We start from the raw sequence: 19636 nt of genomic DNA on the forward strand, positions 1-19636 counted from the left end.
CATGCCCAGGCCTGGTCTTTCGGCGTCCTTGCTTCTCGTCGTTTTCTCCCATGCGGGTCCGCTGGCGGCGCAGGTCAGCGAAACCACCTACACTCGCGCCGAGCAGTTCCTGGGCGCCAACGCGGGACGCCTGGTCAGCGGCGATCAGATCGCGCCCACCTGGATGGAGGGAGACCGTTTCTGGTATCGCGCTCGCACGGCGGCGGGCACGGAGTTCGTGCTCGTCGATCCGACCGTGCCGTCCCGGCGGCCCGCCTTCGACCATGCCCGACTGGCCGCAGCGCTCTCGCTGGCGGCGGACACGGCCTACGTCGGCAGCAGGTTGCCCTTCGAGCGCATCGAGTGGGTGGGCACCGATGCCATCCGCTTCAACACGGCCGACTCCACACAATGGACGTGCTCGCTCAGGGACTACGCCTGCTCGGGCCCCGAGGCCGAGCCGGAACGCCCCCGAACGGAGGTCACCTCACCGGACGGTCGCTGGGTCGCCTTTTCGCGCGAGGAGAACCTCTGGGTACGCTCGAAGGAGAGCGGCGCCGAGGTTCAGCTGTCCCGGGACGGATCACCCGATTTCGGATATGCCGTTCCCCCGGAGGGCTGCTGCTCCGTAGTGACGCTGGCCCGCCGGGGCACGGACGCGCCGCCCGTGTTGGCCTGGTCCCCCGACTCCAGGCGCATCGCCACGCACCGCTTCGACGAGCGCGCCGTGCTTCAGCTCCATCTCCTGGAGGCCAAGACGGGCCGGCCCACCCTGCGCAGCTACCGCGTCGCGCTGCCAGGCGACTCGGTCATCCCCACCTATGAGGTGCACGTCTTCGACGTGGAGGCCCAGACGAGTGTGCGTGCGGACGTGGGGACCCTCGAGGTCGTCAACACGTCCTGCTGCGGGGTGGCATCCGACACCGTCTGGAAGGACGCCCGCTGGGGGACCGGTTCGGACGAGGTCTTCTTCACGCAGGGCGTGCGCAGCTTCGACACGCTGCGCCTGTGGGCAGCCGACACCCGCACGGGCGCCTCGCGTCTGGTGTTGGAAGAGCATGGCCAGACCTTCGTCGAGAGCAACGGACAGTCGGGCGGCATGCCCAACTGGCGGGTCGTGAACGACAACTCCGAGGTGGTCTGGTGGTCCGAGCGCGACGGCTGGGGACATCTGTATCTGTTCGACGCCGCCACGGGCACGCTCAAGAACCGCATCACCGAGGGCCCCTGGATGGTGCTGGACCTGTTGCACGTCGACCCGGTGGGCCGGTGGGCCTACTTCACGGCGTCAGGCCGTGAGCCCGATCAGGACGTCTACAACCGCCACCTCTACCGGGCCCGCCTGGACGGTGGCCGCATCGAGAGACTCACGCCCGAGGCCGCGGACCACCAGATCATGGCGAGCCCCTCGGGCCGGTGGTTCGTGGATCAGTACGGCAGCTTCGCCTCGCCGCCCACAGCCGTGCTCCGCGACCCGGCAGGGCGCCCCGTGCTCAACTTGGAGACGGGCGACTACTCCCCCCTGTTGGCCACCGGCTGGCACTACCCGACGCACTTCGAGGTCAAGGGAAGGGACGGCGTCACGCCCGTGCATGGCCTCCTCTTCTTTCCCTCGGACTTCGATCCCGAACGCAGCTACCCCGTGGTGGACTACATCTACCCCGGGCCGCAGGTGGGCACGCTCCGCGGCCACGTGGCGCGCGTTTCCCAGGGGGGAAATGCGGCTGCGCTGGCCGAGCTGGGTTTCGTGGTCTTCATGGTCGATGCCTTCGGCACCCCGGGTCGGGACAAGACCTTCCACGACACCTATTACGGCAACATGCGCGACAACGGCCTGCCCGATCACATCGCCGCGCTCAAGCAGCTCGCCGTCACCTACCCAGCAATGGATCTGGGCCGCGTCGGGATCTTCGGCCACTCGGGCGGAGGGTTCTCCTCGACGGACGCAATCCTGAGCTATCCGGAGTTCTACAAGGTCGCGGTCTCCAGCGCGGGCAACCACGACAACCGCAGCTACGACTACACCTGGGGTGAGAAGTACCAGGGGCTCCTGAAGCGGAACGCCGACGGCTCGGACAGCTTCGACTCCCAGGCGAACCAGAACATGGCCGCCAACCTGCAGGGCAAGCTGCTGCTGATGTACGGCACCCTGGACGACAATGTGCATCCCAACGCCACCATCCTGTTGATCGACCAGCTGATCCGGCTCAACAAGGACTTCGACCTCATCGTCATGCCCAACCGCAACCATGGGTATGCCAACGAGCCTTACGTGGTGCGCCGGACCTGGGACTACTTCGTCCGCCACCTGCTCGGGCTGGAGCCCCCGCATGAGTTCCGGATCGTCCAGCCCCAGGGCTGATCGGCCTGCCGGCGGGCACCGCTGCCCGCCGGCACGCCCCCTGCTCGGAGACAGGCGGCGCCCGAGGCCCTCCGGCCCCGAGGAAACCCCACAGCCCCCAGGCCCGTACTACCGATTGTGAACCGGCGCTTCCTGTTGTCCCGGATCCCCCTCGTCGTGGCTCTGGGTCTGGATCTCTTCTTCCGGACCGGGCCGCTGGGCGAGCTCATGCCCCCGCCCAATCCGTTCCGGGCGGCGTTCGCAGCACAGGACGCTCACACCGAAGAGCTCCTGGCGCTGCCCGGGGTGGTCGGCACCGCGATCGGGCTGGGGCCCGACGGCCGGCCGGTGCTGAAGGTCTACGTGGCCATGGCCGGCGCGGCCATGCTGCCGATGGCCTACGGCGAAGTCCCCGTGGTGGAGACGGTCACCGGGCGCTTCGTGTCCCTGGTGGAGGAACCTTCGCCGGATGCACCGACGAACCCGCGGGCCCACTTCCCCAGACCCGTGCCCATCGGGGTATCGTCCGGCCAACCCGACGTCACGGCAGGGACCATCGGCGCCCGCGCCCTGGCGGGGGGCAAGGTGTTCGCCCTGTCCAACAACCACGTCTTCGCCAACTCCAACAAAGCGAAGGTGGGAGACAACGTGCTGCAGCCGGGGCGGGCGGACGGCGGGGCCGACCCGGACGACGCCATCGGCACGTTGTACGACTTCGAGCCCATACAGCACTGTGGGCGGGGGCCGTTCCCCTGCCCGGAGAACCGCATCGACGCGGCGATCGCGCTCACGTCGCCGGATCGCGTCGGCAACTCCACGCCCCCCGGCGGCTATGGCACGCCCCGCGCAAAGACGGTGGAAGCCAAGCTGGGGATGCGCGTGCAGAAGTATGGACGCACCACGGGTCACACCCGCGGGTTGATCGACGGCATCCGCGCCACGATCACGGTGGGCTACCCCGGCGGTCAGGCGCGCTTTGTGGATCAGATCATCATCTCGGGTGGCGGCTTCTCTGCCCCCGGCGACTCCGGCTCCCTGGTCGTCACCGACGGCAGTGGCGCGCAGGACCGCCGCCCGGTGGGGCTGGTGTTCGCCGGAAGTCAGCTGGCGTCGATCGCCAACCCCATCGATCTTGTGCTGGACCGCTTCGGAATCACCATCGACGGCAACTGAGGAGTCGCCATCGTCTGACAGGAGGGACCCATGCGCACGGACCCACTCGATGATGCCCGCCGGGCGCTGACGGACAGCGTGCTCGGCCTGCCCGGCGTGGTCGGCACTGCCGTCGGCCAGTGGGGAGACAAGAGCTGCATCATGGTGCTCCTGGAAAAAGACGATCCGGCACTCAAGGCCCGCCTTCCGCGCTCTTTCAAGGGCTTCGACGTGGTTCCCAAGGTGACGGGGGCCTTCCGTCCCTTCTGATCCTCCTCGCGCGCCCCGCTTGACCGGTCCGAGGCCACGCGCCAAGGTCGGGGACCGTCCCGACGCCCATCCACCTCGGTCCCGGAATCGCTCCATGCGCACCTCGGTGCTTCTCCTCGTCTTCTTGGCTGCTCTCGCCCGTCCTCTGCTCTCCCAGCAGCTCTCGACACCGCGCACCGGTCCGCTGATCCGGGAGTTCGGTCCCGTGTTCGCCACCGACCCCGTCGACCTGGCCACGCCCACGGATCACGTCTACCGGGTGGTCTTCGACGTGTCGCAGGCCCCTGAGGACGCGGGTACGCTCAACGCGCGCATCGAATCGCTGGCGCGCTTCCTCAATATGCACGCGGCGGCGGGCGTGCCGGCCGAGAACCTGCAGCTGGCGCTGGTGCTGCACGGCGGGGCGGCCAAGGCGGTCCTCGACAACGCCACCTACAAGGCCCGCTTCGGAGCGGACAACGCCGATCTGCCGCTGCTGCAGGCACTCCATGCCCACGGCGTGCGCGTGCTGGTGTGTGGGCAGACCGCGGCCAACCGCGGGTTGGCCAAGAAGGACTTCGCCCCGGGGATGGAGTTGGCTCTGTCCGCCATGACCGCCTTGGTGTTGTTACAGGAGGACGGGTACCAGCTCATCTCGTTCTAGGGGGAGCGGGTCAGAGCCGGAGTTTCCCAGGCGTTTGCTTCAGCCGCTCCGCAAAGGCTCGCCGTCCGGGCGCCACGCCGTCGACGAAGTCGGGTGCGCGTATTCCCTTCGGCTGCTATGCTGAGGAGGAAAGCCGACCCTGGACCCTCGGTCCTCCGCGCGTTGCGGCGAGGTTGATCCGTGCGACTGCTGGACACCCGAGCGCCCCTCCCTCCCCGCCGAGCCCCATGGCAGCGTGCCCGGGCCCGTGTGCTGGTGCTGGGCGCGTGCCTTCTCGCTCCCACCGCCCTCGCAGCACAGCGCGTTCGGGGCACGGTCACCGACGCGGCTGGAGGCGGGTTGGCGGGGGCGCTGGTTCGGTTGCTGCCCGACGCGGGCGGCTCCGGCCTGACGCGACTCACCGGCCCCGAGGGGCGCTTCCGGATCGACGCCCCGGGGCCCGGCCGCTTCCGCCTGGTCGGGGAAGTGATCGGCTACCGGACGGAGGCCATTGGGCCCTTCGACCTGGCCGCCGGTGAGACGATCGAGATCGACCTCGCGCTCACCGCCGACCCGCTTCGACTCGAGGGCCTGACCGTCTCGGCCGAGCGTCGCTGCGATCTAACGGGCGACGCAGCGCTCGTGATCGAGCGCGTGTGGCGCGACATCCGCACCGCGCTCGAAACCAGCCTGCTGATCGAGCAGGACCCGGGCGCGCTCTTCCACGTGGAACTGAGCGAACGGCGCACCGAGGCGCGCACGGGCGAGGTGACCCGCAGCAGCCGACGCAAGCTGAACGTGAAGGGTGCGCACCCCTTTCGCAGCCTCGCGGTGGACGACCTGGTCGAGGGCGGGTTCGTGCGGGAAGAGGGTGCTGCCACGCTCTACTTCGCACCGGACGCCCGGGCTCTGCTGTCCGACGCGTTCCTGGAGACCCATTGCTTCGGGCTGGATGCGGAGGCGGGCCAAGTCCCGCGCGTGGGATTGGCCTTCTGGCCGGTACCGGGGCGAGGCCGCCCTGACATCGCCGGCACTCTGTGGCTGGATCCGGTGACCCTCCGCCTTGATGAGCTGGAGTACTCGTACTGGGAACCTGGAGCGCCGCTTCGACACATCGGACCTGGGCGGCCTCGTACGATTCACGGCGCTCGCTTCGGGCGCCTGGATCGTCTCGTCGTGGCGGATCCGCACGCCCGTGGTGACGGACCGCGTCGGCATGTTCGCGTTGGACGACGTGCTTCTGGGTCATGACGATGTGGGCGGGGATCTGATCGCCTACGACCCCACCGGCCAGGGGAACTGGACGGTGGTGGCACCGTCCGCGGTGGGCCGGATCGAGGGGGTGGTCTTCGATAGCGTGGCCGGTGCCGCGATGCCGGGTGCGAGGGTGCTGATCGACGGATTCGACGACTTCGCCGTCACCGATTCGGCGGGCACCTATGCGCTGGAGGGAGTGCCGCCCGGACGCTACCGGTTGCGGCTGGCCCACCCACGTCTGGACTCATTGCAGGTGGAGTTGCCTTCCGTGGCGGTCGACGTCCGCCTGGGCGCAACCGGCTTCGGAGATCTGGCCATCCCCTCGCGTGGGACACTGGCCGCCGCGCGCTGCCCCGACCCCCGAACGGGCGGGACGTTCACCCTGGTGGGCCAGGTGAGGGACGACCTCACCGGCGTGCCGCTCGGCGGCGCCACAGTCGTGGCAGCACCGGTGCCCGAACCGAAGGCAGCGGTCCGTGCGCGTATGCTGACAGATGGGTGGTACGTCGCCTGCGGACTCACGACCTCGACGTCGTGGACGCTCCGTGCGGAGGGGCTGGGGCGCGCGAGCGCCCCGATCGAGGTGTCACCATCTCAGGAGCCCATCCTGCGGGCCGACCTGGTGTTGGGCCTGGCCGATCCGCTCACCCTACAGGGCACGGTGGTGGCCTACGGAAGCGGGAGGCCGCTTCCCGACGTCGAGGTCGTCATGAGCGACGCGCGCAGCGCGATCACGGACGCACAGGGTCGGTTCAGCTTCACGGCCGTGCGGCCGGGCACGGTGTATCTGGAGGCACGCCACCTGGCCTATGGCATCCATGGTGACAGCATCCTGCTCCAGGGATCCGAGACCGTCCACGTCCGCCTCGAGCTCGCCGAGGAGGCGATCCAGCTGGCGCCCGTCACCGTCACCGTAGAACGCACAAGCTTCCTGGGGCGGCCGGAGGCACGCGGAACCCGACTTGACCTCGTCACCCGGGCCCAGGTGGACTCGATCCTCAATCGAGGGGGTGTGCGCGACTTCGGGCAACTGCTCGCCGCCGCGCTGATCACTGGACTGCGCGTCACCCAGCGATGGGTGAATTACGGTGGGCCGGGGCACCCGTATGGTGGCTACGTTCTCTGCATCGAATCCAACCGCCGCCGTCGCTCTCCCGACTGCAATCCGGTGGTCGTCTACCTGAACAACATCAAGATCTCGGATCCGGAGTGGATGCTCGAGGACCTACTCGACCCCAATGCCGTCTCCGACATCGAGTTCATCCCGGCGCTGGAAGCCGGAGCCCGCTTCGGCACCGGCAGCGGAGAGGGCGTGCTGTTGATCTATACGCGGAGGTAGCGGCGGCACTGCCCTTGCCGGGCCGCAAGGAGAGACCCCGTCCGGCCCCCGCCCCCCCCTAGCGGACGCCCACTAGACTGTGCGGAGCGTCCACCGCACCCCAACGCCAGGGCGCGCCCTCGCGTTCCGCTGCACAGCGGATCAAGGTCTCGACGACGTCCCCGTCCAGGGCACTGCCAGACATGCCGCGTAGGATCTTGGTCACCTGCTCGAACTGCATGGGCGCGCGGTAGGGTCGGTCTGCCGTCAATGCCTCGAATACATCCGCCACCGCCATGATGCGGCAGGGAAGGTCGAGGCGACTGCCGTCCAATCCGCGCGGATAGCCGGTGCCATCCAACCGTTCGTGGTGGTTGGCCGCAGCCTCGAGCACGTCCCCGAAGGCGTCGACGCGCGCCAGGATCTGATGGGTGTGATGCGGGTGCAGCTTGACCTGGGCGAACTCCTCCTCGGTGAGCTTCCCCGGCTTGTCGAGGATCCGGTTGGAGACTCCCAGCTTCCCGATGTCGTGTAGCAGGCCCGCGCGATGGATGCGGCGGGCCTCCGACGCGGACAGGCCGAGCTCGAGCGACAGCTCACGGGCGACGCGAGCGACACGCGTGGAGTGCCGGGCCGTGAAGGGCGTCTTGGCGTCGATGACCTCCGCGAAGACCGCGGACACCCGATCCAGACCGTCCTCGTCGATCTGCAGCACCCGGTCGCGGGGCTCCAGACCTCCGAGATCTTCGGGTCGCCCGGCGCGCCGTACGCTCTCCCACCAATCCCCTCGGCCCTCCCAGAACAGCACCTGATCGGCCAGGCCCGGATCGAACCAGGTGCCGCGCCGATCGCGGACCATGGCGAACATCTCGGTCACTCCGCGATCGGCCAGGAACACGTCCAGTGTCTGCGCAAGGCAGCAGATGCGAGCCAGCAGCGGGATCTCCGCCCCTCGCACTCCGTCCGGATGGCCTTTGCCGTCCCAATGCTCGTCCAGATGGCGGATCGCATCGGCGGTCGCCTGCGGGAAGCCGAGGTCGCGCACGATGGCCGCGCCACGCTCACAGCGGATGCGGGTGAGCTGCTTCGCCTCGGGCGGCCCGGCCAGCGCGATGCGCACGATGTGTTTGACCTTGACCCACGCGGACCCGCCGACAGCCGCGTTCCGCACGGCATAGCGCCCCGCGGCGACGAAGGACGACCAATCGGTGGTCTTCAGGTCGCGCTTGACCGGGTGATCGTCCGACCCGAACAGCTCGGACACCGGTGCCGCATTGGCGGAGCACCCCGCGTCCTTGAGCAGCAGCGCGTAGAAGAGGGCCGACTGGTCCGCGAAGTCCAGCCCGATCGCCCTGCCGATCTCGATCCCCAGGATGCAGGAACGAATGGAATGGCCCTCGGGCTGGCCTTCCGTCAGGTCCAGCGCGTACGAGAGGGCTGCAAGGACTTCCGTGAGGAGAAGCGATCGTTGCACGTGCGCGGCCACCGTGGCAGGAGTTCCCGCCTCCCGTGGCAAGGGACATGCCCGCGAGCCGCTCCGGCCGCACCCGGTGTCGGGGCGCTCCCAGAGCCGAGCCGCGGGGGGGCGGGACACCGCGTCCCACCCCCCACCTGGATCAGCCCACGATCCAGCCGAGCAGCGCGGTCATGCGAGGACCGCCTCTGGCCACACCCACGGAGAAGTTGACCGGCACATACATCTCACCGAACGGAAGCGTGGCGCCGGCCGCGACCTGGATGGAGGTGGTGCTCGAGTTGTGCTTCGGATTCACGCTGAAGTTGGGACCCACGCCGAACTCGAGCCCGCCCTCGACGCGATACCCGGTAATCCACGCCAAAGAGAGGTTGGTCTCGTTCTGCTCCAGGCCGCCCACCAGGAAGATCCACTCCATCAGCGCCTGATTGGCGCTCTCCAGCGAGACGATCTGCGTCTCGAACTGCCAGCCGAACTGGGTCATCAGGCTCTCGTAGCCCGCCTCCTGGCGCTGGTCCGCCACATCACCGGTAAACACCGTGAAGCCGAAGCGCGGCCCCGCCAGCTGCTGTCTCGGTAGCTGCACGGCCCGTTTGTCTTCAGGCACCGCCGGGCGCGTGTTCTGTTGGGAATACAGCGGACCGGCGAAGGTGGCCGATGCGGCGCACGCGAGAATCAACGTGACGATTCTCATGGTCCGTCTCCTTGTGCATGGGGGAGGTGAAGCCTGCAAGGAGACGATCACGGCATCGTGGCGCCGGTGGAGCCCGGTCGGTGACGTATGCGCGTGCGAGGGGTGACGTAGGGAACCGGGGCGCGGCACACCGCGCCCTGCCCCCCGTCACCCGATGACGATCCAGCGCGGAACGAGGCCCCGCTGGCGGATCAGCGGCTGGACACCTGCCGGCTGCGCAGCGTGCGGTCCAGGAAGCGACTGGTGGCCTCGTAGGCGGCCAGCCAGTTCTTGTGCAGCAGGAAGCCGTGCACCTCGTCCGGAAAGATCAGCTGCTCCGCCTCGATGCCGCGATCCCGCAGCGATTCGACGAGATCGACGCTCTCGCTGAACGGAACGTTGCGATCATCGTCTCCGTGGATGACCAGGACCGGCGAGCGCCAGCCGTCCAGGTGTGCCATGGGCGAGGACTCGTACGCCAGGCGCGACCATTCCTCGCGCGCTTCGGCGTTGTAAGAGGGCACGAAGTTCTTGACCACGACGTTCCAGTCGTGCACGCCGTGCAGATCCACGCCGGACGCGAACAGATCGGAGGCGCGCGCCAGACCCAGCGCAGTCAAATAGCCACCATAGGAGCCGCCCCACAGGCCGATGCGCGCCGGGTCCACGTCTGCGCGCCCCCTCAGATAGAGCCCGGCGCCGAGGACGTCGTTGAACTCGCTCGCGCCGCGGGCCCCATAGTCGAGGGCTTCCCGGAACTCCAGACCGTAGCCGATGCCGCTCCGGTAGTTGACCGCCAGCACCACGTACCCTTGCCCGACCAGGAACTGGTTCAGCGCGTAGGCATTGTGGTAGTAGTCCCGGTAGTGGAAGCCGAGCAGCATCTGGCGGCGGGAGCCGCCGTGGAAGAACACCACCGCCGGGCGCCGCTCACCGGGCCGGACGTCGCGCGGGCGGAACAGCTGTGCGTGGATCATCATCCCGTCCGCCGCCGGGAAGGCGACCTGCTCGGGCTCGACCAATTGCTCGGACGGGAAGCCCGCCAGCGCGTCCCCCACCAGCGCACGAGACCCAGTTCCCTCCAGGATGCGCGCGTGCGCAGGCGTGCGCGGGCCCGAGGCCAGGAACGCCACCCGCTCCCCGTCGCTCACCGACTCCCACTCGATGGAACTGCCCGACGTGAGCGCCTCGGCGCGGCCGCTCGCCACAGTGATGCGCCACAGGTGGCGCCGGTCGATGTCGTCGCGGTTGGAGGCAACCAGCACCTGGCTGCCGTCCGGGCTCAAAGTGGCGTTCTCGACCTCGAAGTCGCCGGAGGCCAACGCACGCGCAACACCGCCGGCGGCCGGCACGGCGTAGAGATTGATCCACCCGCTCTTCTCCCAGGGAAAGACCAACACGTCGCCGGCGGCCCACAGGATCTGGTCGGGAGAGGCAAGCCCCTGGAAGACGCTTCCGTACCCAGGGTCCGCCGTGAACGCCACCTGGGTCTGCCCACTCCGGACGTCGTGCACGCGGATGGACCAGGGGTGACCGGTACGCCGCGGCTCGAAGGGCAGGGCGTCGCGGACGTTGGGCGAACGTGTGAACGCCAGACGCGTACCGTCGGGAGACCACGTGGGGTCGCCATCCTGATCGACCGACGGATCGAGGTAGGTGATCTCCCTCGTGTCGAGCGTGACCACGCCCACGAAGGAGTGATCGCCCCGGCGGCTCACCAGGGCCAGGTGCCCTCCATCCGGGGAGAAGCGCAGGGAGGAGGCCGAGCCCCGGATCTGTAGCAGTTGTTTGGCGTCGCCACCCGTCAACGGGACCGTCCACACCTGGCCGCGATCGACGTACGCGACCACCTCACCGTTCGGCGAGACGACGGCGCCACTTCCCTTGGCGAGAATGGTCGGCTCACCACCCGAGACCGCCAGCGCGTGGATGCCACGCTCGGGCCATTCCGGATCCGAGGTGGGATTGGGGATCTCGCCCGCTCGGTTGGGAGCGCCCCCGCGCACGAACAGCAACGTCCCGCCGTCCGGCGTGAAGGTCAGGCCCGACACTTCCTGACCATCGTCCTGCGCGTAGGTCGTCAGCTGCCGACCCGTGTAGTCGGGCGCTTCCGCCACCCAGATGTTGCGAACCCCCCGATCGTTCTGGACCCAGGCGAACGCCCCCCCGGCCGGAGACGCCACCAGGCCGGAGGGGAAGGGCGTGGACATCAGGTCGGCCAGCGAAGGGCCCTGAGCCCGGACGCCGCCGGGCACGAGCAGGGCCAATACGCCGAGTGTCGACCCGAGGCGGTGCGGGCGCATGGGATGTCTCCTTCGTTGAGCGGGGCAGCAGTCCCTCGCGGAGGACCGTTCTCCTAGGGTACGCGGTCCGGGCCCGTTGCGTCAGGTGCCCGCCCGTCCCAGCGTGCGTACCAGGTTCCGCCACTCGCTCCAGGCGCCCCCACATGGCCCTGCCCGTCCGCCCAGGTGACGTGGAGCACCCCCGACTCGTCCACAGCAGCGCCGCCGTACTCTCCGTAGATGCCCCGGAGTCCTTCTGAGGGTGAGAGCCGCACCGCTTCACTCCAACTCAGCCCCCGGTCCATCGAGCGGCGGGCGAATACTCCCAGGGGACCGGCGCGGTCATCGAACCACACCAGATAGAGCTCGCCGGCGGGTCCCGCCGCGACCATGGGATAGTAGACGTCGGCCGGACCGTCCCCTGCCGCGCGCGGCGCGCTCGGTAGCATCTGGACCTCGCTCCACGTGTTGCCATCGTCGCTGCTGGCAAGCCAGTGGAGTGTGTAGGGAGCCCCCGCCTGGCCGCTCGTGTACGCCACGAAGACGCCGCCTTCCCGGTCCACAGCAACACTCGCGAACGGGATCTGAACCGGGCAGGCGGGACCGTGGACGCAGCGGTCGGGACGCGCGCTGCGCGTCGCCTCCGTCAAGCGTCGGATCGTGAACGATCGCCCGCCATCGTTCGAGCGCAGCAGACTCACGGCAACGCTCAGCACAGAGTCGTTCTCGCTCGGCTGCTGGCGAACATCGGCCACATGAAGCGCACCCGACGCGGAGCGTGCGATGCCGGACGGCCAATGCCCTGCCCGTCCGGAGTCTGCCACCGATCGCAACCAGGTCTCGCCACCATCGTCGGAGGTGACGACATCCAGCGTCCCTGGTCCCATGAAGGCGATGTGGATCGTATCCCCATCTGGGGAAGTGGCGAGCTCCGGCTTGTCCGCCACGCCGCTGGCGACATTCGCCACCATCTGGCGTGACCAACCCTCCCCATGGTCGGTGGAGCGCGCCAGCTCGAGCCCGCTCCGTTCCGGGTCGATGGTCCCGTCCTCTCGCCACTGCACCGCGATCCAGGTGGCGAGGAAGGTCCCGTCGATCGTCAGAGCGATGCGTTCGTCACCCCCTCCCGGGCTCAGCACGCGCTCCTGAAGGAAGGCACCGTCCGCTCGCGGGGCGAACCAGGTGACGATATCCGAACCGCCCATCGGGCCCCGACCAGGGTCGCCGGCGGGAACGTGTCGCCCGGCGACAACGACCACCCCACCCTCGGGTCCCACAGCCAACGAAGGCTCCCAGTCATCCGCGTCCCCCGACAGGAAGACCCGTTGAACGGGATCGCTGTCCAACTCGGCTGTCGCAGTGCAGCCCGTCAGCGTGCTGCCCACGAGGAGCGCGGTAAGCGCCGCAGCATGCACCGCGCTGGGAATCCTGACCTCGCCCCTCCCACGCTGTGGAGCCCGAGCCGCGTGGACGACCCCCCCGAGCGAGGTCCCCAGAAGAAGCGCAGCCGGGATTCCGTGGAGCGCGCCTCCATCTCCCCGCGCGGCAGCGATCATGGCCGCCGTGGCCGCCAAGGCTCCCGCGGCGAGAGCGTGCAACCGGGGAGCGGCCCCCGCCACGCGCGACGCGGCCCAGCCCGCACCGACCGCGAGGAACGCCGCGCTGACGCCGATTCCAACCTGCCGCAGCAGCGTAGGGGCGATCGAGGCACCACCGACCCCCAGCGGCGCGAGCGCAAGGACACACCCGGCGAATACAGCAGGGAGCGAGCGTCGCAGTGCTGCCTTCCAACCCCGCTCGGCACACGCGGACCACAGAAGTCCCGGTATAGAACGCAGTATATCTGCAAGAAACAGGAGTTCGGATCGGAGGCGCCCATGCCGCGCCAACCAAAGGGCGCGGGTCTCCTCCCAGTCGCCCAGGAGCGCCTCTCCCAGCTCGTCGCGCGGCACCAGAAGGGCCACCCACCTTCGCCAGCCGATGCCACTCATGCTGGTCTCCAACGCGGAGAGAGGGCCGCGGCCCGGCGTACGGCCCGCTGACGTTCCGTTTCGAGCGCGGCTCGACCGGCAGCGGTGACCTGATAGAGCCGCTTCGCGCGCCCTCCTCGCACAGCGGTGGGCTCACCCATCTGGGCCCGGAGGAGGCGAGCGCGCGCGAGCTTCGTCAACGCGCGATGGACCGAACCCGTGCTCGGCGCCTCCGCGTGTAGCATCTCCCCGACGCGCTCGCGCACCAACACGCCGTAGGCATCGGGTTCCAGCTGGGACACCGCCGCCAGAACGGCGGCTTCGAGTTCGTTCATATCTTTCATTATTGGAAATATATAGATGCGGGTCAAGGTCCCACGCCTCGCGTTGCGCTCAGGGGCGCGGCGCCTCCGCAGGTGCACCCCACAGGAGGTCCATCCCCGCCGCGTAGCCTGACAGCACGGGGGGGCCTCCGGCCTCGACGGGCGCGAAGACGTAGGCGACGCGTCCCGGGTGACCCGCGAGGAGCGCAGCGTTCCCCTCCGGCCCCAGGTCACGCGCGAACATCACGCCTCGCTCCTCGCCCAGGCCCGGCAGATCCCCCTGCCACAGCAGGGGTGCCAAGGCAACCGCTCCGAAGCGGTCCGCCCGGGCATTCCGCACGCACTCCGGCGTCCAGGCTCGAGTGCGATCCACCAAGGCCCCGAGGGAGGGTCCCGTCTCCACGCGCTCCAGCGTGGGCGGTCCCCCGGGCGCGACGGATCGATCCAGTGGTCTGGGCGAGGGCTGTCCCGCTTCCCGAGCGCCCGCATGGGTCTCGACATCACAGGCGTCGTTGCGACGCAGGACCGGATTCAGGGAGTCCGCCCGCATTCCCGCTGCTTGCAGACGCGCGCTCAAGCGCTCGTTCCAACTCGCGTGCACGAAGACCAGCGCGGGTCGCGAGTCGGGGAACTCGGGGACGCGGATCCGCGCCAGCGTCTCCGCGCTCCATTGGTAGCGGGCCACGCGCTGCGGTGCGAAGACGAACAGTCCCAGCACAATACTCGCGCCCAGGGTCGCGAGCGCCACGGTCCGTGGGCGCCCCGACGTTTCGCGCATCCACCACGCCGCACCGAGCACGCCCAGGCCCACCCATCCTGGGATCGACTCGAACAGCATCCGCGGTTGGTGGAACCAATACAGGAAAGCGCCCAGCAATGGCAGCAGCGCCCACGCAGCGAGCACGCGCTCCCCCGAGGTCAGTCGCGAGGCCAGCAACAGGAAAAGCGCGCCCACCACCGTGAGCGGGATCGGTGACTCCATCAGCTGCAACCCGAACGCCACCAGATCGGCCGAGGTGTAGCCGAGCGCCTCCAGAGGCCCATAGGGATAGCCCCAGGGATCTACGTGGAATCCCAAGCGGTGACCGGCTCCATACGACACCTCGTAGCCCAGGCGTGTCACCGCGCCGAAGAGCCGGTGATTGTACCACGCGAGGGTCACGGCGAAAGGCAGTCCACCGAGAGCCCACAGGGCAACGCGGCGTGCCACCCCTGGAGGGTGGAGGCGCGCACGCGCCTCCACCCAGACCCACACCGGCAAGGCGGCGAGCGTGAGCCCGGACCAGGGACGACTCAGTACCGAGAGCCCCACGGATGCTCCCGCGAGCAGGGCCCACGAGGCGGTGCCATCCCGCGCGCGCAGGGCCGCCCACACCGCCACCGCCGCGAAGGCGAGCGCGGAGAGGTGACTCATCGTCCCGGCGCCGAAGACCGCCAGCATCGGCGAGAGCGCCACAACGACCACCGCGGCCCGCGCTACCAGCGCCCTGTCGGGAAGCAGCCGCAGGAACGCGGCGGCGGATGCGCCCGCGATGAGCGCCGCCAGGGCCGGTCCGAGCAGGTGCGGCACGCCCAGGCGGTGCGCGAGAGCCAGAAGTGCCACGTGACCGGGCGGATACTGCGAGAGCCAAACCCCGTCGAGAAGCAGCGTGTTGGGGATCAGCCAATGCGCCGCCCCGCTGCCCACCCATCCGCCCACGCTGCCCGCCGCGAAGTAGCGCGCATGCACCCACATCGCCATCTCGTCGATGTTGGTGAGCAACCCCTGAAGCAGAACGCGCGAGACCCAGCCAGCCGCCAACGCGGCCACGATCGCTGCACCGATCAAGAGGCCCCGCCCCGGCACCGCGAGCACGGCGCCGCGGAAGCGCCGAAAGAACACGTGCAGGGCCTCGCTCCGCCGGCGAGCCAGGCCGCGCGCAACCGTTGCGGCCACGATCCCCAGGAGCACGGCCAACACGATGCCCCAGCCGGCAACCGCCAGGCTGGTTTCCGCCTGTCGGATCGTCGCCTCACCCCAGGGGCCCGTTGGCCGACCCGCCAGCAGGCGGAACAACGGCACTACGGTCAACACCGCGAGGGCGGCGCCCAGCAGGCGGCGCAGGGTCCTCAAGGCGTTCCCCCTTTGCTCGGCATGGCCGCCAAGCTACCGCTGGAGCGGCTCGCCAACCACCGCCCCCCTCCGTACTTTCGGGCCGTCCCCGATCCGGAGATGCAATGAAGCCGTTGAAGCTGTTGTCCCTGGCGATCGATCGGTTCTCCGATCTCTGGGGTGCCGTGGCAACGATCCTCATCCTGGGAATGGTGGGGTTCGGCTCCTACAACGCCATCGTTCGCTACCTCGGTCGCTTCATCGGCCTCAACCTCAGCTCCAACGTCTACCTGGAGCTGCAGTGGTACTTGTTCAGCCTCATCTTCCTGCTGGGCGCGGGCTGGACCCTTCGGAAGGACTCCCACGTTCGCGTGGACGTGTTCTACTCGGCGCTGACTCGGCGTGGCCAACGACGGGTCAACCTCATCGGCACGTTCCTCCTGCTCATCCCCTTCTCCGTGTTCGTGCTCTGGACATCCCTGGCCTACGTCCAGAACTCCTGGACGACCCGCGAGATGTCTCCCGACCCGGGCGGGCTGCCACGCTATCCTCTGAAAGCGATCATCCCGCTCTGCTTCGTGCTGCTGCTGCTGCAAGGTCTCAGCGAAGCGATCAAGCTGTTCACCCAGCGCGGGGAGCAGACCGACGGGGAAGCGGAGGCCGCTGAATGAGCATGGAGTTGCTGGCACCGCTCATGTTCGTGGCGGTGTTCCTGGTCATCTTCCTGGGATATCCCGTCGCGTTCGCGCTGGGCGGCACCTCGCTGCTCTTCGCGGCCATCGGCGTGGAGATGGGCCACTTCGATTGGCACCTCTTCAACGCCATGCCGCAACGCGTGTTCGGCATCATGTCGAACTACGTGCTCCTGGCGGTGCCCTACTTCATCTTCATGGGGCTCATCCTGGAGAAGGCCAAGCTGGCGGAAGATCTGCTCACCACCATCGGCCGGCTGTTCGGGGCGCTGCGCGGGGGTCTGGCGCTCGGCGTGGTCATCGTGGGAGCGCTGCTCGCCGCCGCAACCGGCGTGGTCGGTGCGTCGGTGGTGGCCATGGGGAGCATCTCGCTGCCGGTGATGCTCAAGTACGGCTACGACAAGAAGCTGTCCGCCGGGGTCATTCTGGCTTCCGGAACGCTGGGCCAGATCATCCCGCCGTCGATCGTGCTGGTGGTCCTGGCCGACCAGCTGGGCGTCTCGGTGGGCGACCTCTTTCTCGGCGGCCTGATTCCCGGGTTGACCCTGGCCGGTCTGTATGCGCTCTACGTCGTGGTCATCGCCATCGTCAAGCCCGCAGCGGCCCCAGCGCTTCCCGAGGAGATGCGGCCCAAGGGTGGAGCCCGTCTCGCCAGGGACGTCGTCACGGTGCTGTTCCCGCCCCTCGCACTGATCCTGGTGGTGCTGGGAAGCATCTTCCTCGGCATCGCCACTCCTACCGAAGCGGGAGCGCTGGGCAGCGTCGGCGCCATCCTGTTGGCTGCGGGACGCAAGCGCCTGAGTCGAAAGGTCCTTTGGGACAGCGCCCGCGAGACCGCGCTCCTGACGGTGATGGTGATCTTCCTGTTGATCGGCTCCACGCTCTTTGCGCTGGTCTTCCGGGGGCTCAACGGAGATCTCTGGATCGAAGAGATGCTCACGAACCTGCCCGGCGGGAAGGTGGGCCTGCTCATCATCGCCAACTTGGTGATCTTCCTGCTCGGCTTCTTCCTCGACTTCTTCGAGATCGCCTTCATCATCATCCCACTGGTCGCGCCGGCCGCACAGCTCCTGGGCATCGACCTGGTGTGGTTCGGGGTGATGATCGGGATGAACCTGCAGACGTCGTTCCTGACGCCGCCGTTCGGGTTCGCGCTCTTCTACCTACGCGGGGTGGCCCCTCCCGAGGTGACGACGCGCGACCTCTACCGCTCCGTGATCCCGTTCATCGGGATCCAGGTGATCGGACTGCTGCTGATCATCCTGTTCCCCGGCTTGGTCACCGGGCTCATTCAGTAGGGGCGGGTCCCGATTTGAGGGCGACCAGCTCCGCCGCGTCCAGGACTCTGCGGAACTGGTCTTCGGACTTGGCGAGCGTACCGCGGTAGGCCAGGCGCGCCCCGATCCAGGAAAGGATGCTCGCGCCTCCGAACACCGCGGGTAGCACGGCAGCGCCGGGCTCGAAGGCACCCAGGCCGATGAGGACCGCGAACACGACCGCGAATCCACCGAAGATGCCGCCGAGCACCGTTGGCAGCTGACGCATCGACTTCAAGCTCTGGCGGATTGTAATGGAAGTGCCCTCCCCGTCGGGCTCCACCCGAACCCGGATGGCCGGCCGTCCCCCGCTGTCGTTCTTGTCCGTGGTGGTGGCCCATTCTCGAATCCGACCGAACTGGGAGGTAGCGCCGGCAACGCCAAATGTGGAGCGCAGCTCGCCGACGATGTGCCCCCAGAGCTCGTCATCGACCGGCCCCGAAAAGACGCGGACGTGCGCCAGCTCGTCGGGATTGCTCGACACCGGCGCCGGGAGACCCTGCTCCCTCCGCAACTGCAGTTCGCGAGCGGCCGCCGTAACGTGCTCCGGATCGATCCCGGCCTCGGACGCCACCGCCTCGAGATCAGACAGCGTCAAACCGGTGCGAGCCAGGGCGCGACCGTGGCCCGTTTGCTCCTGCCGCTCCGCCGCGCGCGCCAGGATCAGCCGGATCTCGTCGTCCGTAAAGCGCTCGTTCGGGTCCATGGCGCTACCGGCAGCCTACAGATTCGAGTAGATGAAGTCCTGGTAGGCCTTCTCGTTGGTGCTGAACCAACCGAAGGAAGAATCCCGGAAGGTCTTCCACTGGTCGTAGACCCTGCGGTAGGTCGCGTCCGCGGACGCAGCCTCCTCCAACATCTCGTTGGTGGCGCTCTGCGCCGCTGTCAGAATCTCGGTGGAGAAGCGGCGCAGTTGCGTACCACCGGCAACCAACCGGCGTAGCGCCTCCGGATTGCGCGCATCGAAGGTGTTCAGCATCTGCGCGGTGGCCGTGTAGCACGCGTTCTCGAAGATGGCCTGATACTCCGAGGGCAACTGGTCCCACGCCTGTTGATTCACGAGCGCCGTCATCGAGGGGCCGGGCTCCCACCAACCGGGGTAGTAGTAGTAGGTGGCAGCATCCTGGAGCCCGAGCTTCTCGTCGTCATAGGGGCCCACCCACTCGGTGGCGTCGATGGCGCCGCGCTCCAGTGCCGGGAAGATGTCGCCCGCCGCCAGCACCTGCACCGTCGTCCCCAGTCGGCTCAGCACTTCGCCGCCGAGGCCAGGAATCCGCATCTTGAGGCCGTTGAGATCGCCGACGGTGTTGATCTCGCGGCGGAACCAGCCCCCCATCTGACAACTCGTGTTCCCGGCCACGAAGTTGATGATGCCGAAATCGGAGAACAGCGGACGCATCAACTCCATCCCGCCGCCCTGTAACAGCCAGGCGAGCTGCTGCCGGGGAGTGAGACCAAACGGCACGCAGGTGTCGAACGACAGGACGGGGTTCTTCCCCTGGAAGTAGTAGCTCGGCGCGTGGCCGCATTGGACAGAACCGTTCTGCACCGCGTCCATGACCTCGAGGGCCGGAACCAGCTCCCCGGCCGGATAGACCCGGATGGTGAAGCGCCCACCGGACATCCGTTCCACCTCCGCGGCCAAGCGCTCCGCGGCCCCGAAGATCGCGTCCAGCCCACGGGGGAACGCCGACGCCATGCGCCACTGGACTCGAGGACTCGTCTGCACGGCGGGGGCGCCGCCTTCTCCACTCTCCCCGGCCCCGCAGGCGGCCAGAAGCCCGCCGCCCACCGCGGCCGACCCGGCCTTCTCCAGGAACGCTCTGCGCCCGACCCTCTCCGACTTCTCACTCATGCTCGAGTCCTATGCGTTGT

General features: G+C 68.6%; 16 protein-coding genes. 8 read left to right on the top strand and 8 right to left on the bottom strand.

From position 1 onward, the window contains the following. Position 1: 1 nt before the first annotated feature. The 6 genes from R3E10_17495 to R3E10_17520 all read left to right on the top strand — a co-directional run bounded on the left by R3E10_17495 (position 2) and on the right by R3E10_17520 (position 6960). Complete coding sequence (locus tag R3E10_17495; protein MEZ4417553.1) at positions 2-2341, top strand: DPP IV N-terminal domain-containing protein; 2340 nt, start codon at positions 2-4, stop codon at positions 2339-2341. A 117-nt stretch (positions 2342-2458) separates the two neighbouring features. Next, positions 2459-3493, top strand: a complete 1035-nt coding sequence (locus R3E10_17500) for a hypothetical protein (GenBank protein MEZ4417554.1) — start codon at positions 2459-2461, stop codon at positions 3491-3493. A 30-nt stretch (positions 3494-3523) separates the two neighbouring features. After that, positions 3524-3742 carry a hypothetical protein gene (locus tag R3E10_17505; protein MEZ4417555.1) on the top strand — a complete coding sequence of 73 codons (219 nt, stop codon included), beginning with the start codon at positions 3524-3526 and terminating at the stop codon, positions 3740-3742. 94 nt (positions 3743-3836) lie between these two features. Next, positions 3837-4385: a DsrE family protein gene (locus R3E10_17510; GenBank protein ID MEZ4417556.1), complete on the top strand. Its 549-nt coding sequence runs from the start codon at positions 3837-3839 to the stop codon at positions 4383-4385. 180 nt (positions 4386-4565) lie between these two features. Continuing rightward, positions 4566-5615, top strand: coding sequence for a carboxypeptidase-like regulatory domain-containing protein (locus tag R3E10_17515; GenBank protein ID MEZ4417557.1), 1050 nt, complete (start codon positions 4566-4568; stop codon positions 5613-5615). After that, positions 5581-6960: a carboxypeptidase regulatory-like domain-containing protein gene (locus R3E10_17520; GenBank protein ID MEZ4417558.1), complete on the top strand. Its 1380-nt coding sequence runs from the start codon at positions 5581-5583 to the stop codon at positions 6958-6960. The genes R3E10_17515 and R3E10_17520 overlap by 35 nt, the downstream gene beginning before the upstream one ends. Positions 6961-7018: 58 nt before the next feature. Here R3E10_17520 and R3E10_17525 read toward each other — a convergent pair whose 3' ends face one another. The 6 genes from R3E10_17525 to R3E10_17550 form a co-directional block, all read right to left on the bottom strand. Then, positions 7019-8413 (bottom strand): HD domain-containing phosphohydrolase, encoded by a 1395-nt coding sequence (locus R3E10_17525; GenBank protein MEZ4417559.1) that lies wholly within the window; start codon positions 8411-8413, stop codon positions 7019-7021. A 142-nt stretch (positions 8414-8555) separates the two neighbouring features. Then, positions 8556-9107: a hypothetical protein gene (locus R3E10_17530; protein ID MEZ4417560.1), complete on the bottom strand. Its 552-nt coding sequence runs from the start codon at positions 9105-9107 to the stop codon at positions 8556-8558. A 191-nt stretch (positions 9108-9298) separates the two neighbouring features. Beyond that, positions 9299-11389, bottom strand: a complete 2091-nt coding sequence (locus R3E10_17535) for a prolyl oligopeptidase family serine peptidase (GenBank protein MEZ4417561.1) — start codon at positions 11387-11389, stop codon at positions 9299-9301. Positions 11390-11442: 53 nt separating this feature from the next. Further along, positions 11443-13359: a sialidase family protein gene (locus R3E10_17540; protein MEZ4417562.1), complete on the bottom strand. Its 1917-nt coding sequence runs from the start codon at positions 13357-13359 to the stop codon at positions 11443-11445. Further along, on the bottom strand, positions 13356-13673 hold the full coding sequence (locus R3E10_17545; protein ID MEZ4417563.1) for a helix-turn-helix transcriptional regulator: 318 nt from the start codon (positions 13671-13673) through the stop codon (positions 13356-13358). Before R3E10_17545 ends, R3E10_17540 begins: the two co-directional genes overlap by 4 nt. Positions 13674-13731: 58 nt before the next feature. After that, a complete protein-coding gene (locus tag R3E10_17550; protein MEZ4417564.1) occupies positions 13732-15774 on the bottom strand; it encodes a hypothetical protein in 2043 nt (680 codons plus the stop codon). Between the two features lie 104 nt (positions 15775-15878). Between R3E10_17550 and R3E10_17555 the strand changes: the two genes are divergently transcribed. After that, the gene (locus tag R3E10_17555; GenBank protein ID MEZ4417565.1) at positions 15879-16424 is read left to right on the top strand and encodes a TRAP transporter small permease subunit; all 546 of its coding nucleotides are present in this window, start codon (positions 15879-15881) and stop codon (positions 16422-16424) included. After that, positions 16421-17743, top strand: a complete 1323-nt coding sequence (locus R3E10_17560; protein ID MEZ4417566.1) for a TRAP transporter large permease subunit — start codon at positions 16421-16423, stop codon at positions 17741-17743. The genes R3E10_17555 and R3E10_17560 overlap by 4 nt, the downstream gene beginning before the upstream one ends. Here R3E10_17560 and R3E10_17565 read toward each other — a convergent pair. Both R3E10_17565 and R3E10_17570 read right to left on the bottom strand, forming a co-directional pair. Beyond that, a complete protein-coding gene (locus R3E10_17565) occupies positions 17733-18467 on the bottom strand; it encodes a hypothetical protein (GenBank protein ID MEZ4417567.1) in 735 nt (244 codons plus the stop codon). The two genes, R3E10_17560 and R3E10_17565, sit on opposite strands and share 11 nt — an antisense overlap. A gap of 15 nt (positions 18468-18482) precedes the next feature. Further along, positions 18483-19616: a TRAP transporter substrate-binding protein gene (locus tag R3E10_17570; GenBank protein MEZ4417568.1), complete on the bottom strand. Its 1134-nt coding sequence runs from the start codon at positions 19614-19616 to the stop codon at positions 18483-18485. Between the last annotated feature and the right edge of the window lie 20 nt (positions 19617-19636).

The sequence above is a fragment of the Gemmatimonadota bacterium genome, from assembly GCA_041390105.1.
Taxonomy (GTDB): domain Bacteria; phylum Gemmatimonadota; class Gemmatimonadetes; order Longimicrobiales; family Gaopeijiaceae; genus JAGQIF01.